19 protein-coding genes and 1 rRNA gene are annotated in these 22037 nt (G+C 61.3%); 4 read left to right on the top strand and 16 right to left on the bottom strand.

The genetic code is table 11. From position 1 onward, the window contains the following. Window positions 1–2: 2 nt before the first annotated feature. The 10 genes from O0882_RS07915 to O0882_RS07960 all read right to left on the bottom strand — a co-directional run bounded on the left by O0882_RS07915 (window position 3) and on the right by O0882_RS07960 (window position 9738). Window positions 3–128 (bottom strand): hypothetical protein, encoded by a 126-nt coding sequence (locus O0882_RS07915; RefSeq protein ID WP_289946723.1) that lies wholly within the window; start codon window positions 126–128, stop codon window positions 3–5. Beyond that, complete coding sequence (locus O0882_RS07920; protein WP_289946725.1) at window positions 128–1342, bottom strand: MFS transporter; 1215 nt, start codon at window positions 1340–1342, stop codon at window positions 128–130. Before O0882_RS07920 ends, O0882_RS07915 begins: the two co-directional genes overlap by 1 nt. Window positions 1343–1353: 11 nt before the next feature. Then, the gene (locus tag O0882_RS07925; RefSeq protein WP_289946726.1) at window positions 1354–2355 is read right to left on the bottom strand and encodes a Gfo/Idh/MocA family oxidoreductase; all 1002 of its coding nucleotides are present in this window, start codon (window positions 2353–2355) and stop codon (window positions 1354–1356) included. A 3-nt stretch (window positions 2356–2358) separates the two neighbouring features. Continuing rightward, the gene (locus tag O0882_RS07930; protein ID WP_289946727.1) at window positions 2359–3174 is read right to left on the bottom strand and encodes a DUF3025 domain-containing protein; all 816 of its coding nucleotides are present in this window, start codon (window positions 3172–3174) and stop codon (window positions 2359–2361) included. A 7-nt stretch (window positions 3175–3181) separates the two neighbouring features. Beyond that, window positions 3182–4246: a dihydroorotase gene (pyrC, locus tag O0882_RS07935; protein ID WP_289946729.1), complete on the bottom strand. Its 1065-nt coding sequence runs from the start codon at window positions 4244–4246 to the stop codon at window positions 3182–3184. 199 nt (window positions 4247–4445) lie between these two features. Then, window positions 4446–5171 carry an amino acid ABC transporter ATP-binding protein gene (locus O0882_RS07940; protein WP_099761846.1) on the bottom strand — a complete coding sequence of 242 codons (726 nt, stop codon included), beginning with the start codon at window positions 5169–5171 and terminating at the stop codon, window positions 4446–4448. A gap of 19 nt (window positions 5172–5190) precedes the next feature. Further along, complete coding sequence (locus O0882_RS07945; protein ID WP_289946733.1) at window positions 5191–5883, bottom strand: ABC transporter permease subunit; 693 nt, start codon at window positions 5881–5883, stop codon at window positions 5191–5193. Window position 5884: 1 nt separating this feature from the next. Further along, a complete protein-coding gene (locus O0882_RS07950) occupies window positions 5885–6634 on the bottom strand; it encodes an amino acid ABC transporter permease (protein ID WP_219132402.1) in 750 nt (249 codons plus the stop codon). Window positions 6635–6731: 97 nt separating this feature from the next. Next, the gene (locus O0882_RS07955) at window positions 6732–7688 is read right to left on the bottom strand and encodes an amino acid ABC transporter substrate-binding protein (RefSeq protein ID WP_289946735.1); all 957 of its coding nucleotides are present in this window, start codon (window positions 7686–7688) and stop codon (window positions 6732–6734) included. A gap of 196 nt (window positions 7689–7884) precedes the next feature. Then, entirely contained in the window at window positions 7885–9738 is a 1854-nt protein-coding gene (locus O0882_RS07960; RefSeq protein ID WP_289946737.1) for an ABC transporter ATP-binding protein/permease, read from the bottom strand. 136 nt (window positions 9739–9874) lie between these two features. Here O0882_RS07960 and O0882_RS07965 point away from each other — a divergent pair, with 136 nt between their 5' ends. Both O0882_RS07965 and O0882_RS07970 read left to right on the top strand, forming a co-directional pair. Next, window positions 9875–10240, top strand: a complete 366-nt coding sequence (locus tag O0882_RS07965) for an acyl-CoA thioesterase (protein ID WP_243420446.1) — start codon at window positions 9875–9877, stop codon at window positions 10238–10240. 24 nt (window positions 10241–10264) lie between these two features. Next, on the top strand, window positions 10265–11854 hold the full coding sequence (locus O0882_RS07970; RefSeq protein WP_289946739.1) for an alkaline phosphatase D family protein: 1590 nt from the start codon (window positions 10265–10267) through the stop codon (window positions 11852–11854). 3 nt (window positions 11855–11857) lie between these two features. Here the strand turns inward: O0882_RS07970 and O0882_RS07975 are convergent, their stop codons facing one another. The 4 genes from O0882_RS07975 to O0882_RS07990 form a co-directional block, all read right to left on the bottom strand. Then, window positions 11858–13540 carry a long-chain-fatty-acid--CoA ligase gene (locus tag O0882_RS07975; protein ID WP_289946740.1) on the bottom strand — a complete coding sequence of 561 codons (1683 nt, stop codon included), beginning with the start codon at window positions 13538–13540 and terminating at the stop codon, window positions 11858–11860. Window positions 13541–13594: 54 nt separating this feature from the next. Continuing rightward, window positions 13595–15277: a long-chain fatty acid--CoA ligase gene (locus O0882_RS07980; RefSeq protein ID WP_289946741.1), complete on the bottom strand. Its 1683-nt coding sequence runs from the start codon at window positions 15275–15277 to the stop codon at window positions 13595–13597. A 276-nt stretch (window positions 15278–15553) separates the two neighbouring features. After that, entirely contained in the window at window positions 15554–16603 is a 1050-nt protein-coding gene (locus O0882_RS07985) for an aminopeptidase (protein ID WP_289946742.1), read from the bottom strand. A 1-nt stretch (window position 16604) separates the two neighbouring features. After that, complete coding sequence (locus O0882_RS07990) at window positions 16605–18680, bottom strand: molybdopterin oxidoreductase family protein (protein WP_289946745.1); 2076 nt, start codon at window positions 18678–18680, stop codon at window positions 16605–16607. Between the two features lie 206 nt (window positions 18681–18886). Here O0882_RS07990 and O0882_RS07995 point away from each other — a divergent pair, with 206 nt between their 5' ends. Further along, on the top strand, window positions 18887–20080 hold the full coding sequence (locus O0882_RS07995; RefSeq protein WP_289946748.1) for a M20 aminoacylase family protein: 1194 nt from the start codon (window positions 18887–18889) through the stop codon (window positions 20078–20080). Here O0882_RS07995 and O0882_RS08000 read toward each other — a convergent pair. Continuing rightward, window positions 20077–20961 (bottom strand): NAD(P)-dependent oxidoreductase, encoded by an 885-nt coding sequence (locus tag O0882_RS08000; RefSeq protein ID WP_289946892.1) that lies wholly within the window; start codon window positions 20959–20961, stop codon window positions 20077–20079. The two genes, O0882_RS07995 and O0882_RS08000, sit on opposite strands and share 4 nt — an antisense overlap. Window positions 20962–21063: 102 nt before the next feature. Here O0882_RS08000 and O0882_RS08005 point away from each other — a divergent pair, with 102 nt between their 5' ends. Further along, window positions 21064–21636, top strand: a complete 573-nt coding sequence (locus tag O0882_RS08005; protein WP_289946750.1) for an acyloxyacyl hydrolase — start codon at window positions 21064–21066, stop codon at window positions 21634–21636. Between the two features lie 135 nt (window positions 21637–21771). On the opposite strand, the gene rrf is transcribed toward O0882_RS08005, so the two are convergent. Then, window positions 21772–21884: ribosomal RNA gene (gene rrf, locus O0882_RS08010) — 5S ribosomal RNA — on the bottom strand. Window positions 21885–22037 lie beyond the last annotated feature (153 nt).

Genomic DNA, 22037 nt, shown 5'->3' on the forward strand with positions numbered 1-22037 from the left:
ACCTACATGCACATCCAGAAGCGGTTCGCCAGGTCGAGCATGAAGTCGGGCCGCAGATAGGCCAGGAAGACGAGGGTCAGCAGCGCGGCGCCAGCCAGGCGCCACAGCCACGTGCGCCAGCTGCCCATTATGCCGCCACCGCCACGCGCTTGACGGCGCGCTCGTCGATGGGCAGGTTGATCAGCGCGGCCATGAGCCCCAGGCCGATGGTGATCATCCAGACGATGTGGTAACTGCCTTGGTGCTCGTACAGATAGCCGCCCAGCCACGCGCCCAGGAAACTGCCCACCTGGTGCGAGAAGAACACCATCCCGGCCAGCATCGACAGGTGCTTCACGCCGAAGATGCCGGCGATGATGCCGTTCGTCAGCGGCACGGTCGACAGCCACAGCACGCCCATGCCGGCGGCAAACAGGTACACCGACCACGCCGACAATGGCGCCAGCAGGAACACGGTGATGACCACGGCGCGCGTCACGTAGATGGCCGACAGCAGGTAGCGCTTGGCGATCTTGCCACCGAGTTTGCCCGCGTAATAGGAGCCGACGATATTGAACAGGCCGATCAGCGCCAGCGCCGTGACGGCGATGTTCGGATTCATCAGGCCCTGGTCCTTCAGGTAGGCCGGCAAGTGCACGCCGATGAAGACCAGCTGGAAACCGCAGACAAAATACCCTGCCAGCAGCAGCCAGAACGAGCGGCTGGCGATGGCTTCGCTGAAGGCCGCGCCAACGCTTTGCTGCGGGCCGCTGGCGTGCGTCACGGGCGGCTCGCGCAGGTAGAAGGCCATCGGGATCATCGCCAGCAGCACCAGCGCGGCCAGCACATAGAAGGCGTTTTGCCAGCCCACGGCGGAAATCAGCTGCTGCTCCACCGGCATCATCAGGAACTGGCCGAACGAGCCGGCCGCCGACGAGATGCCGAAGGCCCACGAGCGCTGCTCGGGCGGCGCGCTGCGGCCGATGATGCCGCTGATGGCGCCAAAGGCCGTGCAGGCCAGCGCCAGGCCGATGAAGATACCGGAACCGGCGATGAACAGCACGGGTTGCGTCACGAGCGCCATCCACACCAGGCCCGCCATGTAGCTGATGGCGCCGACGATGACGACGCGCATGGTGCCGAAGCGGTCGGCCGCCATGCCGGCGAACGGACCGAAGACGCCCCACATCAGGTTTTGCATGGCCAGCGCCAGCGAATACGTTTCGCGCGTCCAGCCATTCGCTTGCGAGATCGGCTGCATCCAGAAGCCCAGGCCGTGGCGCACGCCCATCGCCAGGGTCAGGACGACGCCGCTGGCGATGAGGACGGTTTTCAGGCTGGGGCGGGATGAAGGCGATGTCATGGGGTTCCTGTTCACGCCTGCTCGGCGCTGTGGTCAGAGCGATACACGAGACCGATCTGGCCGCGCATGGTGTCAAGGTTGTGCATCAGCGACACGCTGTCCGCGTGCGGCATGACGGGACTTTCCAGCAGGCCGGCGCGGATGCAGCGCATCGCTTCGATGGCCTCGTGCGCGTAGCCATTGCCCAGGTGGGGCATGGCGACAACGCGGCGTTCGCCATCCATCGTTTCGACGATCAGGTGGTCGGGTTTGTAAAAACGGTTGGGCAGGCGAATCCTACCCAGGCTGCCGGATATGCTCATTTCCGTCGGCGTTTGCGCGCGCAGGCTGCAGGCGCAGGACGAGGTGCCGCCACCCGCGTGCAGCAGGGAAAACACCACCTGCTCATCGACGCCGGTGGCGCCCATTTCAGCCAGCGCCTGCACCTGCGAAACCGGGCCGAGGAAGAACGCCGCCATCGACAGCGGGTAGATGCCCACGTCGAGCAGCGCGCCGCCACCCAGTTCCGGATTGAACATGCGGTGCTCGGGCGGGAAATCGGCGACAAAGCCGATATCGGCCTGCACTTGCCGCAGCACGCCGATTTCGCCGCTGGCGATGATGCGCTGCGCTTCCTGCACGGCCGGCAGGAAGCGGCTCCACATGGCTTCCATCAAAAACAGCTTTTTTTCGCGCGCCAGATCGACCACGGCCTGCGCTTCGCGCGCGTTCATGGTGAACGGCTTTTCGCACACGACGTGCTTGCCTGCCGCCAGGCACAGCACGGCATTTTCCGCATGCAGGGTATGCGGCGTGGCGATATAGATCACGTCCACGCCAGGATCGTCAGCCAGCGCCTGGTAGGAGCCGTGGCAACGCTCGATGCCGAATTCGGCGCCGAAGGCCTGCGCGCCGGCGGCGCTGCGCGAAGCGACCGCCACCAGTTGCGCGCCGGGTGCATCGCGCAAGCCATGGGCCATCGCGCGGGCGATCTTGCCGGTGCCGAGGATGCCCCAGCGGACAGTGTTTTCCATGCTCTACTCTCTTTCTGCGCCAGCTGCCTTGCGCTTCGGGCGGAACACCGCCGCGTCATTGTAAAAATCGTCGTCCTGCCCCTCGCACCAGCCGGGCAAGCCCAGCACGGGTAGCGGCGTGAAATCGGCTGTCGTCAAGCCATCACTGGCCAGGTCTTGCGCCACACGCTCGTCGAGCCAGGTGCGGCGTGCCGCATCATCGAGTGCGAAGTAGGCGTCGCCGGCAAAGATCACGCGCGTGTGCGCCGTGATGGCCTTGCGTGGCGCTACCAGTTTTTCCATCAGCGCGTGGCCGAACAGCCAGACTTCGGCGTCGCCGCCGGTGCCAAATTTCTCGCGCTGCGCAATGAACGCGCTGCGCCAGTCGTGTCCGCGCAAGGCCGCTTCCAGCGCGCGTCCGGCATCGCTGTCGCGCAGCACCAGCAAGGCGGAATTCTCATCGAAAATCGTCGCGCCGTCGCGTGCCGGACCACGCGATTTGCCGACGCCGGACAGGGCGATCTGCGCCGCCTGCAGCGCGTTCAGCTGCCGCTTGATGCGCGGGAAGGTGAGCCACACGAGCGCGTTGAAAAAATCGTGCAGATTGTCGCGCGTGGGCACGCCGCCCGTCGCGCCGATGAACTCTTCGTAGGCCACGCCTTCTGGCAAGTCCGCTTGCGGCACGAAGGCCAGCGGCAAGTCGGTGGGATTGCGCAAGTCCAGCGCCCGCGCCCGTCCGTTCAGCGCGACGATTACCGTATCGCGCTGCAGGTCCAGCTGCCGTCGCGCCGGCAGCACCGTGGCAAACCAGGGGCGGGTCCAGTCTATCGATGGCAGCATGGAGCGCTTAGACCATTTTCCAGTTGATCTGCTCGCCCGCGTTGAGCGGAATCACATGGCTGTCGCCCAGCGGCAGCGAGGCTGGCAAGGTCCAGCTTTCGCGCTTCAAGGTGATGCTGTCCGTGTTGCGCGGCACGCCGTAGAAGGCAGGGCCGTGGAAGCTGGCGAACGCTTCCAGTTTATCCAGCGCACCGGCCCGTTCGAACGCTTCGGCATACATTTCCATCGCGTGCAGGGCCGTGTAGCAACCGGCGCAGCCGCAAGCCATTTCCTTGGCGCCTTGCGCGTGCGGCGCCGAGTCGGTGCCGAGGAAGAAACGCTCGTCGCCGCTGGCGGCGGCCGTCATCAGCGCCAGGCGGTGCTCTTCGCGCTTGAGGATGGGCAGGCAGTAGTAATGCGGGCGGATGCCACCCTTGAAAATCTCGTTGCGGTTGTACAGCAAATGATGCGCCGTGATGGTGGCGGCGATCGGGCCTTCCGCTTCGGCCACGTACTGCGCCGCATCCTTGGTGGTGATGTGTTCGAACACGACGGACAGGGCCGGGAAGGCGCTGCGCAGCGGGCGCATCACGCGCTCGATGAAGACGGCTTCGCGGTCGAAAATGTCGATCTCCGGGTCCGTCACTTCGCCGTGCACGAGGAAGGGCATGCCCACTTCCTGCATCACTTCGAGCACCTTGTAGCAATTCTTCAAATCCGTCACGCCCAGGTCGGAATTCGTCGTGGCACCGGCCGGATACAGCTTCACAGCCTGCACGATACCGCTGTCCTGCGCACGGCGGATTTCGTCGGGCGAAGTATTGTTCGTCAGGTACAGCACCATCAGCGGATCGAAGTTCACGCCTTCGGGCACGGCGGCCAGGATGCGTTCGCGGTAGGCGCTAGCATCGGCCGTGGTGGTGACGGGCGGTTTCAGGTTCGGCATGACGATGGCGCGGCCGAACTGGCGCGCGCTGTGCGGCAGCACGCTGGCCATGACGGCGCCGTCGCGCAGGTGCAAATGCCAGTCGTCAGGACGGGTGATGGTGATGGAAGATGGGACGGCGGTCGGGGTGTGATCGAGTGTGGACATGGCGGCTGCTCTCAGGCGGTCATTGCGGATAACGCCATTTTACCAGCCGCGGGACCGGCCTGCCTGCCCGGACACCCCGTGCACGCTCGCTGCCGGACGATAAAACGGCCAGTGTGCACTGGCCGTTTTCAATATCAGGAGTGTACGCGAATCAGGATGCAGCCACCCTGGCCGTCAGCTCCTGTTCGCGCGGTGAAAATTAATGGATGATCTTGGCCAGGAAATCGCGCGCGCGGTCCGAGCGCGTGGTGTTGAAGAAGTCATCCTTGCTGCAATCTTCGATGATCTTGCCCTGGTCCATGAAGACGATGCGGTTGGCCACGCGCCTGGCAAAGCCCATTTCGTGCGTGACGACCATCATCGTCATGCCCTCCTGCGCCAGGCCCACCATCACGTCGAGCACCTCGTTGATCATTTCCGGATCGAGCGCCGAAGTGGGCTCGTCGAACAGCATGGCGATCGGGTCCATCGACAGCGCGCGCGCGATCGCCACGCGCTGCTGCTGGCCGCCCGACAGCTGGCCGGGGAATTTATCCTGCTGCGACAGCAGGCCCACGCGGTCCAGGTATTTCAAGCCCTTGGCATTGGCTTCGTCGGCGCTGCGACCGAGCACCTTGATCTGGCCGATGGTCAGGTTTTCGCGGATGGACAGGTGCGGAAACAGTTCGAAATTCTGGAACACCATGCCGATGCGCGCGCGCAGTTTCGACAAATTCGTCTTCGGATCGTTGACGCTGATACCGTCGACGATGATCTGCCCCTGCTGTATCGGTTCGAGGCCGTTGACGGTCTTGATCAGGGTCGACTTGCCGGAGCCGGACGGGCCGCAAATGACCATCACGTCGCCCTTGGCGACCTCGGTGGTGCAGTCGGTCAGTACCTGGAACTGGCCATACCATTTGCTGACGTTATTGAGTTCGATCATCTTGTTCTTTCTTTTTCGGTTAGCGAATGATGGCGACGCGTTTCTGCAGGCGTTTTACCAGGAACGACAAGGCATAGCACAGCACGAAATACACGACGGCGACAAACACATACATTTCCACCAGGCGGCCATCGCGCTGCGCGATTTTCGAGGCGGCGCCGACGAAATCAGGGATCGACAGCACGTATACGAGCGACACGTCCTGGAACAGCACGATGGTCTGCGTCAGCAGCACGGGGATCATGTTGCGGAAGGCCTGCGGCAGCACGATGCTGCCCATGGTTTGCCAGTAATTCATGCCCAGCGCCTGCCCGGCCCACACTTGGCCGCGCGGAATCGACTGTATGCCACTGCGCATGATCTCGCAATAGTAGGCCGCCTCGAACATGATGAAGGTGATCAGCGCGGAAGAAAATGCGCCCACTTTCACGGGTTCATTCGCGCCGATGACCCAGGCGGCAATGTACGGCACCAGGAAGTAGAACCAGAAGATCACCAGCACCAGCGGGATCGAGCGTATCAGGTTGACGTAGCTCGATGCCACGCCCGAGATGAGGCGGCTGCTGGACAGGCGCATCAGCGCCAGCAGGGTGCCCAGCACGATGCCGCCCACCATGGCCAGCGCCGTCAGTTTCAGGGTGAAGACCATGCCGGTCTGGAACAGGTAAACCCACGAACGGGAGATGACATCGAAATCGAAGTTACCTAACATGTCAGTGTCCTCCCGTCTTGGCGCCGGCGACGATGAAGCCCGGGATGGCGACCTTTTTCTCGATCAGGTGCATCAGCACCACCACCAGCAGATTGACGACGACGTAAATGATGGTGGCAGCCGAAAACGCCTCGAACACCTGGAAGGAAAACTCCTGGATGGCGCGCGCGCTGGCCGTCAGTTCGATCAGGCCGATGGTCAATGCCACGGAACTGTTCTTGATGATGTTCAAAAATTCGCTGGTCAGCGGCGGCATGATGACGCGCGCTGCCATCGGCAGCAAAATGAAGCGGTAAGTTTGCGGCAGGGTCAGGCCCAGCGCCGTACCGGCCAGTTTCTGCCCGCGCGGCAGCGCCTCGATACCCGTCGTCACTTGCACGGCCACGCGCGAGGAGGTAAAGAATCCCAGGCACAGCACAGCCGTGACGAACGGCGCGTTCGGCAGCGACTTGACCCAGGCGCCCAGGTCCGGCGGCAGCAATTCCGGCATGACGAAATACCACAGGAACATCTGCACCAGCAGCGGCACATTGCGGAACAATTCCACATACGCATTGGCCAGGCCCACCAGCCATTTGTTCGGCAGGGTACGGACGGTGCCGATCACCAGGCCCAGGATCAAGGCCATGATCCAGGCCGCACCGGCCGTGGCCAGGGTCCACACCAGGCCGGACCACAGGGTATCCATATACGTGCCCACGCCATCAGGGGACATCTCCCAGAAGATGCGCCAATTCCAGTTGTAATTCATGATCATCCTTCCCATGCAGCTCGAGGAAAGCGGCCAGCCGCCTACCCCGCAAATAAAACCGGGAGGCTTGCGCCCCCCGGTTTGTTACGCAGTCTTGTTACTTTTTCCGTTTGTCCGATGTCTTCTGCGCTTCGGGCACGGCCGCATACGCGGCCGGGTCGCCCGAATCGGTCGGATTCGCAAACACGGCCTTCAATTGCGGCGGCATGGGGAATTTCAGGTTGATGTTTTTCGGCGGGATAGGCGAGGTAAACCATTTCGCATAAATACGGTTGATGTCGTCGCTCTTGTACAGGCGGATCAGCGCTTCGTCGACCACTTTCTTGAAGGCTGGATCGCCCTTGCGCAGCATGATGCCGTACGGCTCGACCGACAGCGCTTCCTTGGTGATTTCGTAGTCGTTCGGGTTTTTCGAGTTGGCCACTTGCGACGCCAGCAGGATGTCGTCGTTGGCTTCGGCCACCGCGCGGCCCGTTTCCAGCATCAGGAACGATTCAGGATGATCCTTGCCGACGGCGATGGTCATGCCCAGGTTCTTTTCCTTGTTCAAAATCGTCATCTGCTTGATGGTCGACGTGCCGGCCGTGGCCACCAGGGTCTTGCCGCGCAAGTCTTCCAGCGTCTTGATGTTCGAGGTTTTTTTCGACAGCACGCGGTTGCCGATGACGAACATGGTGGGCGCAAACGCCACCTGCTGCTGGCGCTCCAGGTTGTTCGTGGTCGAGCCGCATTCGAGGTCGATGGTGCCGTTGGCCATCAGCGGAATGCGGTTGGCCGAGGTGACGGGGCTCATCACCACTTTCAGTTCGGTCAAGCCCAGGTGCTTTTGCAGGGCCGTGACGACTTTCATGCACAGGTCGATCGAATAACCCTGGTATTGCTGCTTGTCATCGAGATAGGAGAAGGGAACGGAGCCGTCGCGCACGCCGAGGGTGACGGAACCGGCTTTCTTGATCTTGGCCAAGGTGCCGGTCAATTCCTGAGCCTGGACTGGCGACATGCTGCTGATGATACCGACGCTAAGCAGCGTGGCGATGATTTTGGTCAATTTCATAAATTCTCCTGGACGGACAAACCGGATACAAAGCCGGACGAAACAACTGTGGTGCAAACGCCACCAATGGAATTAATTTTATTTCATTTTCAGCGCCGAACCAGCCGTTTTCTGCGATTGCCGTCAAATAGGCGCTATACGCGCGCCGGAATCAGCGCGGCTGTAGCATTTTTCCTACTGATTTTCCCCCGCCGATTTATTTTGCCGGCGCCAGCCCCGCCAGCGCGTCGTCCTCTTCCGCCTCATCGTCCCGATTCGCCTGCTGGCGTTGCCACATTTGCGCATACAAGCCGTCAAGCGCCAGCAATTGCGGATGCGTGCCCCGCTCGACGATGCGGCCATGGTCAAGCACCAGGATTTGCTGGGCATCGGCCACCGTCGACAGCCTGTGCGCAATCACCAGGGTGGTGCGGTTTTTGGCGATTTCCTTCAGTTGCGACTGGATCGCCTGCTCGGCCTTGGAGTCGAGCGCCGATGTCGCTTCATCGAAAATCAGGATGGCCGGGTCCTTCAGCAAGGTGCGGGCAATCGCCACGCGCTGCTTTTCGCCCCCCGACAGTTTTAGCCCCCGCTCGCCCACCATGGAATTGTAGCCATCTGGCAAACTTTCAATAAAATCATGAATCGACGCCGCTTTTGCCGCCGCCACGATGGCGTCCTTGCTGGCGCCCGGCTTGCCGTAGGCGATGTTGTATTCGATGGTGTCGTTGAACAGCACCGTGTCCTGCGGCACGATGCCGATGGCGGCGCGCAGCGAGTCCTGCGTGATGCTGCGCAAATCCTGGCCATCGATGGTGATACTGCCCCCATCGACTTCGTAGAAGCGGAACAACAAACGCGACAGGGTCGACTTGCCCGAACCGCTGTGGCCCACCACGGCCGTGGTGGTGCCGGCCGGTATCTGGAAATCCACGTCGAACAGGATTTGCCGCTTGGCTTCATAGCTGAAATCCACATGCGCAAAGCGCACGGCCGCGCCCCGCGTGACGAGCGGCTTGGCCTCCGGCGTATCGGCGATTTCGCGGTTTTCGTTCAGCAGGGAAAACAGGCGTTCCATGTCGGCCAGGCTTTGCTTGATTTCGCGGTAGATGACCCCTAAAAAATTGAGGGGGATATACAGCTGGATCATGAAGGCGTTCACCAGCACCAGGTCGCCCAGAGTCATGCTGCCATTGATCACGCCCACGGTGGCGCGCCACAGTATCAAGGTGACGGCCGTGGCGATGATCAAGGACTGGCCCGTATTGAGCAGGGACAAGGAAGTCTGCGATTTCACGGCCGCCGATTCATAGCGCTGCAAGCCTTCATCGTAGCGCTTCGCCTCGTAATCCTCGTTGCCGAAATATTTCACGGTTTCATAGTTGATCAGCGAATCGATGGCCTTGGTATTCGCCTTCGAGTCGAGGTCGTTCATGGTACGGCGGAAATGCGTACGCCAGTTCGTCACCAAGACGGTAAACGCGATGTAGGACACCAGCGCCACCGACGTGATCACGGTGAACCAGATGTCGTAATGCAAGACCAGATAGCCGAGCACCAGGGTGATTTCCACCAGGGTCGGCAGGATGTTGAACAAAGTATAGGAAATGAGCGAGCCGACGCTGCGCGTGCCCCGTTCAATGTCGCGCGTCATGCCGCCCGTCTGGCGGTTCAGGTGGAAGCGCAAGGACAAGGCATGCAGGTGGCGGAACACTTGCAGGGCGATGGTGCGCACGGCCCGCTGCGTGACGCGGGCAAACAGGAATTCGCGCAACTCCGTAAACAAGGTGGTCGACAGGCGCAGCAAGCCATACGCCACCAGCAAGCCGACGGGCAGCACCAGCAGCGCTTGCGGATGCGCCGCCGTGATCGTCATGGCATCGACGAGTTTTTTCAGGATCAAGGGCACGCCCACGTTGGCGAGCTTGGCGCCCACCAGGCATAACAGCGCCAGCAGCACTCGCCATTTGTAGACCCACAGGTAGGGCAGCAAGGTCTTGATGGTGGCGAAATCGCTGTGGCTGGCGGAAGCTGGCGAGCGGGGCGGAGGGGGAGTCTGGGAACGGCGCATGGCGAAGGTCGGCTTTTTATGGTTCAATCGGGGCAATTGTAGCCTTTCATGAGAATAAAAGATGAGCACCTCCCCCGACCGCCCTGATAACTGCCTCGCCTCCGGCCTGCCCGCCGGAAAAATGCCGGAATTGCGCATGATGCCCGCGCCATCCGACGCCAATGTGTACGGCGACGTCTTCGGCGGTTGGATCATGGCGCAAGTCGATATCGCCGGTTCCCTTCCGGCCACGCGGCGCGCCAACGGCCGTGTCGCCACCATCGCCGTCAACTCCTTCATCTTCAAAAACCCCGTCTTCGTCGGCGATTTGCTATCCTTCTACGCCGAAATCGTCAAGGTTGGCAATACCTCGATCACCGTCAATGTCGAGGTGTATGCCGAGCGCAACCGCCTGCAGGCGTGCATCGTGAAAGTCACGGAAGCCACCCTGATCTACGTGGCGACCGACTCCGACCGCAAGCCGCGCAAGGTGCCGCCCATCGAGACCTTATTGTCGCAATAATCCTACGTTTTATTTTCAGACGGCATGGATAGCCAGCGCCGCATCTTCTTGCAGAGGGCTGCGCGCATCGTCTCGCTGGCCGCCGCCGGCAGTGTGCTGTCCGGCTCCAGCGCGAGCGCCGCTACGCGCCTGAACGGCACCGGCTATCCGTTTGCGCTCGGCGTTGCCTCCGGTTCGCCCTTGCCGGACGCCGTCGTGCTGTGGACGCGCATCTGCTACGACCCGCTGCAGGCAAGCGCCACGCCCACCATCGCCCTGAATGTGCGCTGGGAAGTGGCCGAAGACGAGGCTTTTCGGCGCATCGCCGCCAAGGGGCAAGCCACGGCCACGCCCGCCCTGGCGCACAGCGTGCACGTCGACGTGGGCGGCCTGGCGCCCGGACGCTGGTATTGGTACCGCTTCATGCTGGGCGACGCCGTCAGCCCCGTGGGCCGCACGCGCACGGCGCCCGATCCCGGCTCCATGCCTTCCTCGCTGAAGCTGGCCGTCGCCTCGTGCCAGCACTGGGAATTCGGCGCGTATGCGGCGCACCGGCACATCGCGGCGGCGGCGCCGGACCTGGTGGCCTTTCTCGGTGATTACATTTATGAGTGGGGACCGTACCAGCTGCAGCACCCGAACCGGGCCATGCGCACGCACGAAAGTTTTACCCTGGACGACTACCGCGCCCGCTATGCGCAATACAAGAGCGACCAGGATTTGCAGGGCGCCCACCTGGCCGCGCCGTGGATCGTCACCTGGGATGACCATGAAGTGGCCAATGATTACGGCAACGACCGCGATGAATTGCTCACACCCACCTTTTTGCAGCGCCGCGCGGCCGCCTACCAGGCGTTTTATGAACACATGCCGCTGCGTTTGCTGCCGCTGGGGCGACGGGGCTTTGTCGACATGCGCATCTACCAGCGCTACGACTGGGGCCGGCTGGCGCGCTTCCACGTGCTCGATGACCGGCAATACCGCGCCTACCACGCGTGCGCCAGGCCGGGCCGCGGCGGCTCCAATTCCGTCACCACGCGCAACTGTCCCGACTTGCTGAAACCGCAGCGCACCATGCTGGGCGAGGAGCAGCAGCGCTGGCTGCAAACCGGTCTCGATACGTCTCCGGCGCGCTGGAATATCCTGGCCCAGCAAACCCTGATGGCGCAAGCTAGCCAGGTGCCCATCCTGCGGCCCGGCGACGAGCGCATCTGGACCGATGGTTGGGATGGCTATCCGATGGCGCGCCAGCACCTGCTCGACGCCCTGCACAGCAGCAAGGCCCGTAACCCGCTGGTGCTGTCGGGCGACGTACACACCTTTTATGCCACGGAACTGAGCCGCAACGCCATGCGCCCCACCGGCAAGAGCAATCCCGTGCTGGCGACCGAGTTTTGCGGTACCTCCATCACGTCCAGCTCCCGCCCGCAGGCGCGCACCGAGCAATATGTGGCGATGAACCCGCACATCCGCTACGGACGCAGCGACAAGCGCGGCTATATGTTGATGGAGATCACGCCAGAGAAAACGACGACCCTGTTCCAGGGCCTGGAGAATGTGCGCGATAGTGCATCCGGCATCGCGACACTGGCCCGCTTTACCGTCCAGGACGGCAAGGCGGGCTTGCAGAGTTAAAGCCTAGGCAACCTTCTTTTCGTCGCGCAATTGACGACGCAAGATCTTGCCGACGTTGGTTTTCGGCAATTCATCGCGGAACTCGATGTATTTCGGTTTCTTGTAGGCCGTCAATTCATGCTTGCAATGCTCGCGGATCTGTTCCACCGTCAGGTTCGGATCCTTGCGCACGACAAACACTTTCACGGCTTCGCCCGCGTTGGCGTCCGGCACGCCGATGCACGCGCATTCCAGCACGCCCGGGCACGATGAAACCACGTCTTCCACTTCATTCGGATACACGTTGAAGCCGGACACGATGATCATGTCTTTCTTGCGGTCCACGATCTTCACGTAGCCGCGCTCGTCCATGATGCCCACGTCGCCCGTCTTGAAGTAGCCGTCCGCCGTCATCGACTTGGCCGTTTCATCCGGACGCTGCCAGTAGCCGGCCATCACTTGCGGGCCGCGCACGGCGATTTCGCCCGGTTCGCCCAGCGGCACTTCCACGCCATCATCGTTCAAGATCGCCACTTCCGTCGAGGGGAATGGCAAGCCGATGGTGCCCGTGAATTCCGTGATATCGACACGGTTGCCCGTCACCACGGGCGATGTTTCCGACATGCCATAGCCTTCGATCAGCGGGCAACCCGTCAGTTTCAGCCAGCGTTCGGCCACGTTGCGCTGCAGGGCCATGCCGCCGCCATTGCACACCTTGTAGCTGGAGAAATCGAGCTTGGCAAACTCGGCATTGTTCAGCAGCGCGTTGTACAGGGTATTGACGGCCGGGAAAACGACGATCTTGTGCTTGCTCAATTCCTTGACGAAACCGGGGATGTCGCGCGGGTTGGGGATCAGCACGCTCATGCCGCCCAGGCGCATGCCCATCAGGGCGCTGACCGTCAGCGAATAGATGTGATACAGGGGCAAGGCGCACATGAATCCCATCGAGGTGGCGCGCATTTCAGGCGTCATCACGGGCGACATCCACGCCTCGTTTTGCAATACGTTGGCGATCACGTTACGGTGCAACAGCATCGCGCCTTTTGAGACGCCCGTCGTGCCACCCGTGTATTGCAGGAAGACGATATCGTCATGCCCCTGCTGCACCGGCCGCAAGGTCAGGCGCGCACCTTCGGCCAGCATCTTGTTGAAACTGATGGCGCCCGGCAAGGAAAACGCGGGCACCATTTTCTTGATCTTGCGCACGACGAAATTGACAATCGTGCCCTTCAAGCCACCCAGCAAATCTCCCATGGTGGCCACGATCACATGCTTGACCTGGGTATGCGGCAACACCTGCTCCACCGTGGTGGCGAAGTTTTCCAGCACAATAATCGCTTCACTGCCCGAATCGATCAGCTGGTGCTGCAATTCACGCGGCGTGTACAGCGGGTTCACGTTGACCACGGTGTAGCCGGCGCGCAAAATCGCCGCCATGGCCACCGGATATTGCAGCACGTTCGGCAGCATGATCGCCACGCGCGCACCCCGTTGCAGACCCTTGCTTTGCAGCCAGGCACCCATCTGCCGCGACAGCTGGTCGAGCTCGCGGTAGGTGAGGAATTTATCCATGCACACGAAAGCGTTGCGGTCCGCATATTTCTGGAACGACTCTTCCAGCAAATGCGTCACGGAACGGTATTGCGTGCAGTCAATCTCTGCGGGAACGCTGTCCGGGTATGACTTCAACCAAATCTTGTCCATCTCGCCTCATCTTTATCTGTAAAAGGGATGCGCCTCCTGGCGCATCCACATTGTTTATGCTGCTATCTTTTTCTCGTCACGCAGGGCGCGACGCAAAATCTTGCCGACGTTGGTTTTCGGCAGTTCATCGCGGAACTCGATGTATTTCGGCCGCTTGTAGCCCGTGAATTGTTCCTTGCAATACGCGGCCAGCACTGCCTGGGTCAGGTTCGGGTCATTGCGGACCACAAACACTTTCACGGCTTCACCCGAATGCTCATCGGGCACGCCCACGCAGGCGCACTCGAGCACGCCCGGATGGGCTGCGATAACGGCTTCGACTTCGTTCGGATACACGTTGAAGCCGGAGACGAGAATCATGTCTTTCTTGCGGTCCACAATCTTCACGTAGCCGCGCTCATCCATGATGCCCACGTCGCCCGATTTGAAGTAGCCATCCGGTGTCATGACCTTGGCTGTTTCGTCGGGACGGTTCCAGTAGCCCGTCATCACTTGCGGACCCCGGATGGCGATCTCGCCCGTTTGCCCCAGCGGCACTTCCTTGCCGTCATCGTCGAGAATCGCGATCTCGGTCGACGGAATCGGCAAGCCGATGGTGCCGGAAAACGCCGTGCTGTCGGCGCGGTTGCACGTGGCGACGGGCGACGTTTCCGACAGGCCATAACCCTCGATGATGGACACGCCCGTCGCTTGCAGCCATTTGTCATTGACGGCTTGCTGCACCGCCATGCCGCCGCCATTGGCGATCTTCAAGCCCGAGAAGTCGAGCTTGGCAAAGTCGGGGTGATTCACCAGCGCGTTATACAGCGTATTGACCGCCGGCAACAGGTTGAATTTGTACTTGCCCAGCTCCTTGATCAGGCCCGGGATATCGCGTGGATTCGGGATCAGGATATTCAGGGCGCCCACGCGCGTGCCCCACATTGCGCACGCCGTCAGGGCAAAGATATGGTACAGCGGCAAGGCGCAGACGATGATCAGCTGCTCGCGGCTGTTCGGATCGAGCGCCGCGCCCGACCACGCTTCGCTCTGCAGCACATTGGCGATCACATTGCGGTGGCTCAGGGTCGCACCTTTCGACACGCCCGTCGTGCCACCCGTGTATTGCAGGAAAGCAGGGTCATTGATGCTCAGCTCGACGGGCGTGAGTTTCATGCGGCTGCCCAGCGCCAGCGCCTGCTTGAAACGCATGGCGTTCGGCAAGGAATACGCGGGCACCATCTTCTTGACGTTGCGCACGACAAAATTGACGAGCATGCCCTTCAAACCGCCCAGCATCTCGCCCATGCTGGCGACGACGATGTGCTTGATGGCCGTCTTGCTCAACACTTGTTCCAGCGTATGGGCAAAGTTTTCCAGTACGATGATGGCTTCGCTGCCCGAATCGTTGAGCTGATGCTCGAGTTCGCGCGGCGTGTACAGCGGGTTGACGTTGACCACAGTGTAACCGGCGCGCAGCACGGCGGCGATCGCCACCGGATACTGCAGCACGTTCGGCATCATCAGGGCAACTCTGGCCCCCTTTTTCAAGCCACGGCTTTGCAGCCAGGCACCCAGCTGGCGCGAATAAGTATCGAGTTCGGCATAGGTGAGAAATTTGTCCATGCAGACATAGGCATTGCGGTCCGCATATTTTTGAAACGCCTCTTCCAGCAAATGCACCAGCGAACGATATTGATCAGGATCGATGTCGGCAGGAACGCCGGGAGGATACGACTTCAGCCAAATTTTTTCCATCCTGTGCCTCTTGTCTCGAATAATCGTGGGGGAGCCGGCGCAGCCTGCCGGCGCGGATCATTGCTGCGGATTCTGTCGTCCTGCAGTCAGTTTGAGCATTCTGGCGAGCAATTGCTCTATGCTACTAATGCGATGCTATCGGGCGCCGCGCTTCCATGCAAGCGCTTTCAACAGTATTCGAGCAGCAACTCTAAGGGCATTTTGTGCTGCACTGCAGCATGATAAATACGCTGTTACCGAATCGCTTGCCTCGCCGTACGGAACAATCTTTACGGGTCAGGGGCTGGACAATTGTTCCAGCGCATGCCTGCGCTCAGGCTTCTTGATCTGGGCCATTGTGTGCACTGCAGCATAAAAAGCACGAAAGTTCTTTTTTTCTTCCAGCAATTTTTTGAAGGCAGGCAAAAATTCATTGTAGGTCGACACGGAAGCGAGGTGCGCATTGCTCAATGGCTGCTCGAACCAGCGGTCGTAACCGGCAAAACCACCCCAGTCTTGCTTCAATACCTGATACGCGTCTTGCAATGCCACAAACACCTGCGCCTTGCGCGCGCGCTTGTCCGCCTCGCTGGCGTCGCTGGCATACACGGCCTCCAGCTTGCCCCGGTATGTCAGCAGCAAGGCCAGAAAATCCTGACGCCGCGCCGCATACTGGGCGTATGACGCGCGCATGGCGTCATTGCCCTCGCGCGCCAGCCAGCGCTGCACGCCCGCCTCTTCCACGGCACTGGCGAATGACTCGTTGAAGGCCGAATCGCCGGGCACGTACACCACCTGGTGCGCCAGTTCATGGAAGATCAGGCGCGCCAGTTCCGCATCGTTGTAATTGATAAAGGTCGACAGCAGGGGATCATCGAACCAGCCCAGGGTGGAATACGCGGGCACGCCGCCCACCTGCACGTCGTAATGCTGGGCGCGCAACTCGTCCGCATACGCGAGCGCCTCTTCCTTGCTGTAATAGCCACGATAGCTGACGCAGCCGGCGATGGGAAAACACCATTGCAGCGGCTGCAGCGACAGTTCCGGCGTGGCCACCACGTTCCACAGCACAAACGGGCGCCGCAGGGCCGCGTAGTTCTTGTAGCTGCCATTGTCGGGCAAGTCCAGCTCGCTGACGGCAAAGCGGCGAATTTGCTGCGCCCTGGCCAGGCGCACTTTCAGGCGCGGCTCGGTGGCCGGGTCCTCCAGCCAGTCGCCGATGGGCCGCGCGCCGGACCACAAGGCATATTGCCCCTGCGCAGCTTGCGTGTAGTAGCGCAGCTGCGTGCAGCCGCCCAGCAGCAGGCACACCGTGCCGACAAGCAAGCAGGCGGGCCAGCGCAGCATGTCAGGCAACCTTTTCCACTTCGACCAGCGTATCGTAGAAGGTGGGCGCGCGGCCCATGTCCGTCAGGCGCTGGCTGGTCACTTCATTGGCGTTCTTGCCATCGCTGGCGAGTTTCTTCCACCACACGGACAAGCCCACCACCAGGCCCCGCCTTGCCTTGTCCGTCACCCTGGCCTTGGCAACAAAGCTGCCACGGTCATTGAAGATGCGCACCATGTCGCCGGCGGCGATGCCACGGGCGGCGCCATCATCGGGATGGATATCGAGGTGCGGTTCGCCTTCGGCCGCGCGCAGGCTTTTCACGTTGACGAACGTGGAATTGAGGAAATTGCGCGCCGGCGGCGAAATCATGGCCAGCGGGAAACGCGCCGCCAGAGCGGGATTGCTGGCCAACGATTCGTGCGGCGCGATATACGTCGGCAAGGGATCAAGCCCCGCCTGCGCCATGGCACTGGTATAAAACTCGCACTTGCCCGATGGCGTGGGGAAACCACCCTCGGCAAATGGCGCCTCGGGCATGGCCAGCTTTTGCCAGCCCGTGCGTTTCAGCGATTCCCAGTCGAAATGCACGGCGCGCGCATCCGTCGCATCAAATGCCTTGGCCGCCAGCGCATCGTCGCTTTCCTGGAAGCACGGGTCATCAAAGCCCATGTATTGGGCCAGCAGGCGGAAGATTTCCGTATTTGCCTTCGCTTCTCCCAGCGGCGCCACGGCCGCATTGTTCGCCATCATGTACAGGTGGCCATAGGTGGAGTGCGCATCGATGTGTTCGAGCTGCGTGGTGGCGGGCAGCACGATGTCGGCGTAATCGACGGTATCGGTCTGGAAGTGCTCGAGCACGACCGTAAACAAGTCTTCGCGGGCAAAGCCCTGCGCCACTTTCGAGGAATCGGGCGCCACCGCCAGGGGATTCGAGTTGTAAACGATCACGGCTTCCACTTGCGGGCCGAACTCGGGCGAGCTGGTTTTCAGCAGATCGTCGCCGATGGTGCTCATGTTGATGGTGCGCGGCGTGCCTTTCAGCAAATCAGGGCGCTGCAGGGCCTTGCGGTTGACGGGAAAGGAACCCGAGCTCGACAGCTGCATGCCGCCGGCAGGATGGCGCCAGGCGCCCGTCAGGGCCGGCAGGCAGGCGATGTTGCGCACCGCCATGCCGCCGCCATGCACGCGCTGCACGCCGTAGTTGGTACGGATGGCGGCGCCCTCGCCAGAACGGCACGCCTGGCCGTACAGGCGCGCCAGGTCCACCACTTCCGTGGCCGTGATGCCGCACACCTCGGCCACGCGTTCGGGCGGCCACGCCATGGCCCGTTGTTTCAGTTCCGCATAGCCGATGGTGTAGTGCGCGATATAGTCATGGTCGACCAGGTCTTCGGTAATCAGCACATGCATCAAGCCCAGCGCCAGGGCCGCGTCGGTACCCGGCAGCAAGGCGATATGCTGGTGGCACTTTTCGGCCGTCAGCGAGCGATACGGGTCGATGGCGATCAGGGTGGCGCCATTGCGCTTGGCTTCCTGGGCGCGCATCCAGAAGTGCAGGTTCGAGGCGATCGGGTTGCCACCCCAGATGATGATCAATTTTGCGTTCTGGAACTGTTCCAGGTCCGTGCCGATGCTGGCACCCACCGTGTAGCGGTAGCCGGTGGCGCCGGCCGAGGCGCAGATGGTGCGGTCCAGCAGGGAGGCACCGAGCTGGTTGAAAAAACGCGACGACATCGACTCGCCCTGCACCAGGCCCATGGTACCGCAGTAGCTGTACGGCAAGATCGCCTGCGGATCGCGCGCGGCGATCGGTTTCAAGCGGGCCGCGATGGTCTGCAATGCTTCTTCCCAGCTGATGCGCTCGAACTTGCCCTCCCCCTTCTTGCCCACGCGGCGCAGCGGATGCAGCAGCCGGTCCGCATGGTAGGTGCGTTCCGTGAAGCGCGACACCTTGGTGCACAGCACGCCAGCCGTGGTCGGGTGATCAGGATCGCCCTTGACGGCTGTTGCCACGCCATCGGTCACGGTGACCAGGAGGGCGCAGGTATCGGGGCAGTCGAGCGGGCAGGCGGCGCGCACTTGGGTGGTGGTCATGGTGCAATCCAAAAACGTTGGGGGAAGGCGATACTGTAAACCATTCCGCGCGCTTGCTGTTGGCGCCATGGCAAGCTGGTCCGTGCGCTGGATTTACCCGGCAAACAAGGGCTACAATGCACTATTAGCCGCGCCTGTTTTTGATCAAACAGCCACGGTCCGGCGCGCCATACATTGCTGCGCGCCAGCATCCACAGGAGAGTCCCATGAAACTAGTTGATCCGATCTTGGCGTTTCAATCCGAGCTGCAAGGTATCCGCCGCGACCTGCATGCGCACCCCGAACTGTGCTACGAAGAACAGCGCACCTCGGACGTGGTCGCCGCCAAACTGACGGAATGGGGCATTCCCGTGGTACGCGGCCTGGGCCGCACTGGCGTGGTCGGCATCATCCAGCATGGCACCTCGACACGCGCCATCGGCCTGCGCGCCGACATGGATGCCTTGCCGATGCAGGAAATGAATACCTTTGAGCATGCCTCGCGCCACCCGGGCAAGATGCACGCCTGCGGCCACGACGGCCACACTACCATGCTGCTCGGTGCCGCCCATTACCTGGCGCAGCACCGCCATTTCGACGGCACCGTGTACCTGATCTTCCAGCCGGCCGAAGAAGGCGGCGCCGGCGCGCGCGAAATGATAGCAGACGGCTTGTTTAGCAAGTTTCCCATGGATGCCATCTACGGCATGCACAACTGGCCAGGCGCCGAAACGGGCACCCTGAGCGTGGTGGCAGGGCCGATGATGGCGTCGAGCAATGAATTCCACGTCACCGTCAAAGGTAAGGGCGCGCACGCGGCCCAGCCCCACAAGGGCATCGACCCCGTGATGGTGGCCGTGCAAATCGCGCAAAGCTGGCAAACCGTCATCACGCGCAACAAGAGCCCGCTAGATACGGCCGTGCTGTCCATCACGCAAATCCATGCGGGCAGCGCCACCAATGTCATTCCCGACGATGCCAGCCTGGTCGGCACCGTGCGCACCTTCACCACGCCCGTGCTGGACCTGATCGAAGAGCGCATGCGCGACATCGCCGTGCACACGGCCGCCGCCTTTGGCGCGGAAGTCGAGTTCCACTTCAAGCGCAACTATCCGCCGCTGGTCAACCACGCGAAAGAAACGGCGTTTGCCATCGAAGTGATGAAAAGCGTGGTGGGGGCCGACAAGGTCAACGCGAATGTCGAACCGACGATGGGCGCGGAAGATTTCGCCTTTTTCCTGCAAGAAAAGGCCGGCTGCTACATCTTCATCGGCAATGGCGATGGCGAGCACCGCGATGGCGGCCACGGTCTGGGGCCATGCGTCTTGCACAATGGCAGCTACGACTTCAACGACCATCTGCTGCCCATCGGCGCCAGTTTCTGGGTCAAGCTGGCCGAAGCGAGCCTGCCCGTCGCTTAACTGAGCTTGTCCGGGCCGTCACCGAGGCGCTGGCCCGGATTCAACGCTTCCAGGGCCAGCAAGGCCGCCGCATGGTCGGCCGTCGGGTACGTTTCGGCAATGGTTTCATAGCGCTGCGTCACCAGTTGCGTCACCGGCAAAGTGACGTGCGCCGCTTCGGCTGCCGCGAGGATGTTGTGCATGTCCTTGATCTGGCTCTTCACCTGACCACCGGCAACAAAATTGCGCTCCAACATGCGCTGGCCATGTACCTCCAAAATCTTGCTCTCAGCAAAACCGCCGCGGATGGCCGCCCGTACGGCGCTCGCATCGGCGCCAGCCGCCTGGGCCAGCAACAGCGCTTCGGCCACGATGGTCAAGGTGGCGCCGACGATCAGCTGATTGCACAGCTTGGCAACCTGGCCACTGCCGGGCGGGCCCACCAGAGTCGGACGGCCCATGGCCGCCAGGATAGTTTCCACGCGCGCGTAATCGCTGGTGCTGGCGCCAGCCATGATGGCCAGGGTGCCCGCCTGCGCCCCGCCGACGCCACCCGACACGGGCGCATCGATGAAGCCATGGCCAGCCGTGTGCAAGACAGCATGAAATTGCCGGGCTTCTGATTGTTGGGTGGAACTCATATCGATCCACAGCGCACCTGCGGGCAGGGCCGGCAGCGCCTCTTGCAATACCTGCGCCACGATGGGACCGGCTTCCAGCATCGAGATGACCAGGTCCGCGCCACTGACCGCCTCAGCTATGGAAACGGCCGGCTGCGCCCCTGCCGCACGCAGGACTTGGGCCTTGCTGTGCGTGCGATTCCAAATTGTGACAGAATATCCAGCGCGTAGCAGGCACCGGACCATCGGATCCCCCATCAGACCGATACCAAGAAATGCGATTTTTGTAGAGAATGTCAATTGAACCCCTGAGATCAACAAGTGGCGAGAGCGGCATGCAAAGCAAGGTGCCTGTACAACAATAGCCTATCGGCCAATTTTACGATGAAAGCCTCTATGTTCTTCAAGAAGAATCTCCTCAAATCCATCGCCGCCGTTGCCGCGCTGATGGCGGCCAACGCCGGCTTTGCCGCCGACGACAAACTGATCGACTCCGTCTACGGCGAATATGCCAAGGGCGTGAAGGTACAAATGGTACGCGCCGGCGTGACCTCGAACTGGGATAAGGCCTGGTTTGTATCGAATGGCACGCAGCTGAGCGGTTACTGGGACGCCAGCATTGGCGGCTGGGATGGCAAGAGCTATCGCAACGTCCCTGGCCAGCATCAAAAACTGTGGGATCTGGGCTTTACTCCCGTGTTCCGCTTTGAAAACACAAACAAGCTGGGTTTCTATGCGGAAGGCGGCATTGGCGTACACATGCTGTCCAAGCTGTACAACAACGACGATAACCGTCTGTCGACCCACTTCCAGTTCGGCGACCATATCGGCGTCGGCTATGTTTTCAATAACAAATGGGAAGTCGCTGCGAAGATCCAGCATTTCTCGAACGGCGGCTACAAGAAGCCCAACAGCGGCGTCAATTTCATGAACGTCAAAGTCGCTTATCACTTTTAATGGGTGTCATAAATGACAAAGGCAGCGCGTAGCGCTGCTTTTTTTTACGCCTGTACGCTGTAAAACCTGCCAAATCAGCAGACGAAAAAAAACCCGCCAATTTCTTGACGGGTTTTTCTCTACTGCGAATAACAAGCCTGACGATAACCTACTTTCACACTGGTTGCAGCACTATCATCGGCGCAAAGTTGTTTCACGGTCCTGTTCGGGATGGGAAGGGGTGGGACCAACTTGCTATGGTCATCAGGCATAACTTGTACTGGCATTTGTCCTCGGTTGAGCGACAAAGCCTGAATCTGGAAGAAGCAAAGATTGGGGTAATGAATAGTTGTATCAACACACACGCAACGTTGTACCGTCTTATCCTCTGTACCTGCTAAGGTTATAGGGACAAGCCGTAC

Origin of the sequence: Janthinobacterium sp. SUN073, from assembly GCF_030397665.1 — a bacterium.
GTDB lineage: Bacteria > Pseudomonadota > Gammaproteobacteria > Burkholderiales > Burkholderiaceae_D > Janthinobacterium.

Bases quoted from the DNA above. Each gene is read 5' to 3' on its own strand.
- O0882_RS07915 (WP_289946723.1), bottom strand. From the start codon at position 128: ATGGGCAGCTGGCGCACGTGGCTGTGGCGCCTGGCTGGCGCCGCGCTG.
- O0882_RS07920 (WP_289946725.1), bottom strand. From the start codon at position 1,342: ATGACATCGCCTTCATCCCGCCCCAGCCTGAAAACCGTCCTCATCGCC.
- O0882_RS07925 (WP_289946726.1), bottom strand. From the start codon at position 2,355: ATGGAAAACACTGTCCGCTGGGGCATCCTCGGCACCGGCAAGATCGCC.
- O0882_RS07930 (WP_289946727.1), bottom strand. From the start codon at position 3,174: ATGCTGCCATCGATAGACTGGACCCGCCCCTGGTTTGCCACGGTGCTG.
- pyrC (WP_289946729.1), bottom strand. From the start codon at position 4,246: ATGTCCACACTCGATCACACCCCGACCGCCGTCCCATCTTCCATCACC.
- O0882_RS07940 (WP_099761846.1), bottom strand. From the start codon at position 5,171: ATGATCGAACTCAATAACGTCAGCAAATGGTATGGCCAGTTCCAGGTA.
- O0882_RS07945 (WP_289946733.1), bottom strand. From the start codon at position 5,883: ATGTTAGGTAACTTCGATTTCGATGTCATCTCCCGTTCGTGGGTTTAC.
- O0882_RS07950 (WP_219132402.1), bottom strand. From the start codon at position 6,634: ATGAATTACAACTGGAATTGGCGCATCTTCTGGGAGATGTCCCCTGAT.
- O0882_RS07955 (WP_289946735.1), bottom strand. From the start codon at position 7,688: ATGAAATTGACCAAAATCATCGCCACGCTGCTTAGCGTCGGTATCATC.
- O0882_RS07960 (WP_289946737.1), bottom strand. From the start codon at position 9,738: ATGCGCCGTTCCCAGACTCCCCCTCCGCCCCGCTCGCCAGCTTCCGCC.
- O0882_RS07965 (WP_243420446.1), top strand. From the start codon at position 9,875: ATGATGCCCGCGCCATCCGACGCCAATGTGTACGGCGACGTCTTCGGC.
- O0882_RS07970 (WP_289946739.1), top strand. From the start codon at position 10,265: ATGGATAGCCAGCGCCGCATCTTCTTGCAGAGGGCTGCGCGCATCGTC.
- O0882_RS07975 (WP_289946740.1), bottom strand. From the start codon at position 13,540: ATGGACAAGATTTGGTTGAAGTCATACCCGGACAGCGTTCCCGCAGAG.
- O0882_RS07980 (WP_289946741.1), bottom strand. From the start codon at position 15,277: ATGGAAAAAATTTGGCTGAAGTCGTATCCTCCCGGCGTTCCTGCCGAC.
- O0882_RS07985 (WP_289946742.1), bottom strand. From the start codon at position 16,603: ATGCTGCGCTGGCCCGCCTGCTTGCTTGTCGGCACGGTGTGCCTGCTG.
- O0882_RS07990 (WP_289946745.1), bottom strand. From the start codon at position 18,680: ATGACCACCACCCAAGTGCGCGCCGCCTGCCCGCTCGACTGCCCCGAT.
- O0882_RS07995 (WP_289946748.1), top strand. From the start codon at position 18,887: ATGAAACTAGTTGATCCGATCTTGGCGTTTCAATCCGAGCTGCAAGGT.
- O0882_RS08005 (WP_289946750.1), top strand. From the start codon at position 21,064: ATGAAAGCCTCTATGTTCTTCAAGAAGAATCTCCTCAAATCCATCGCC.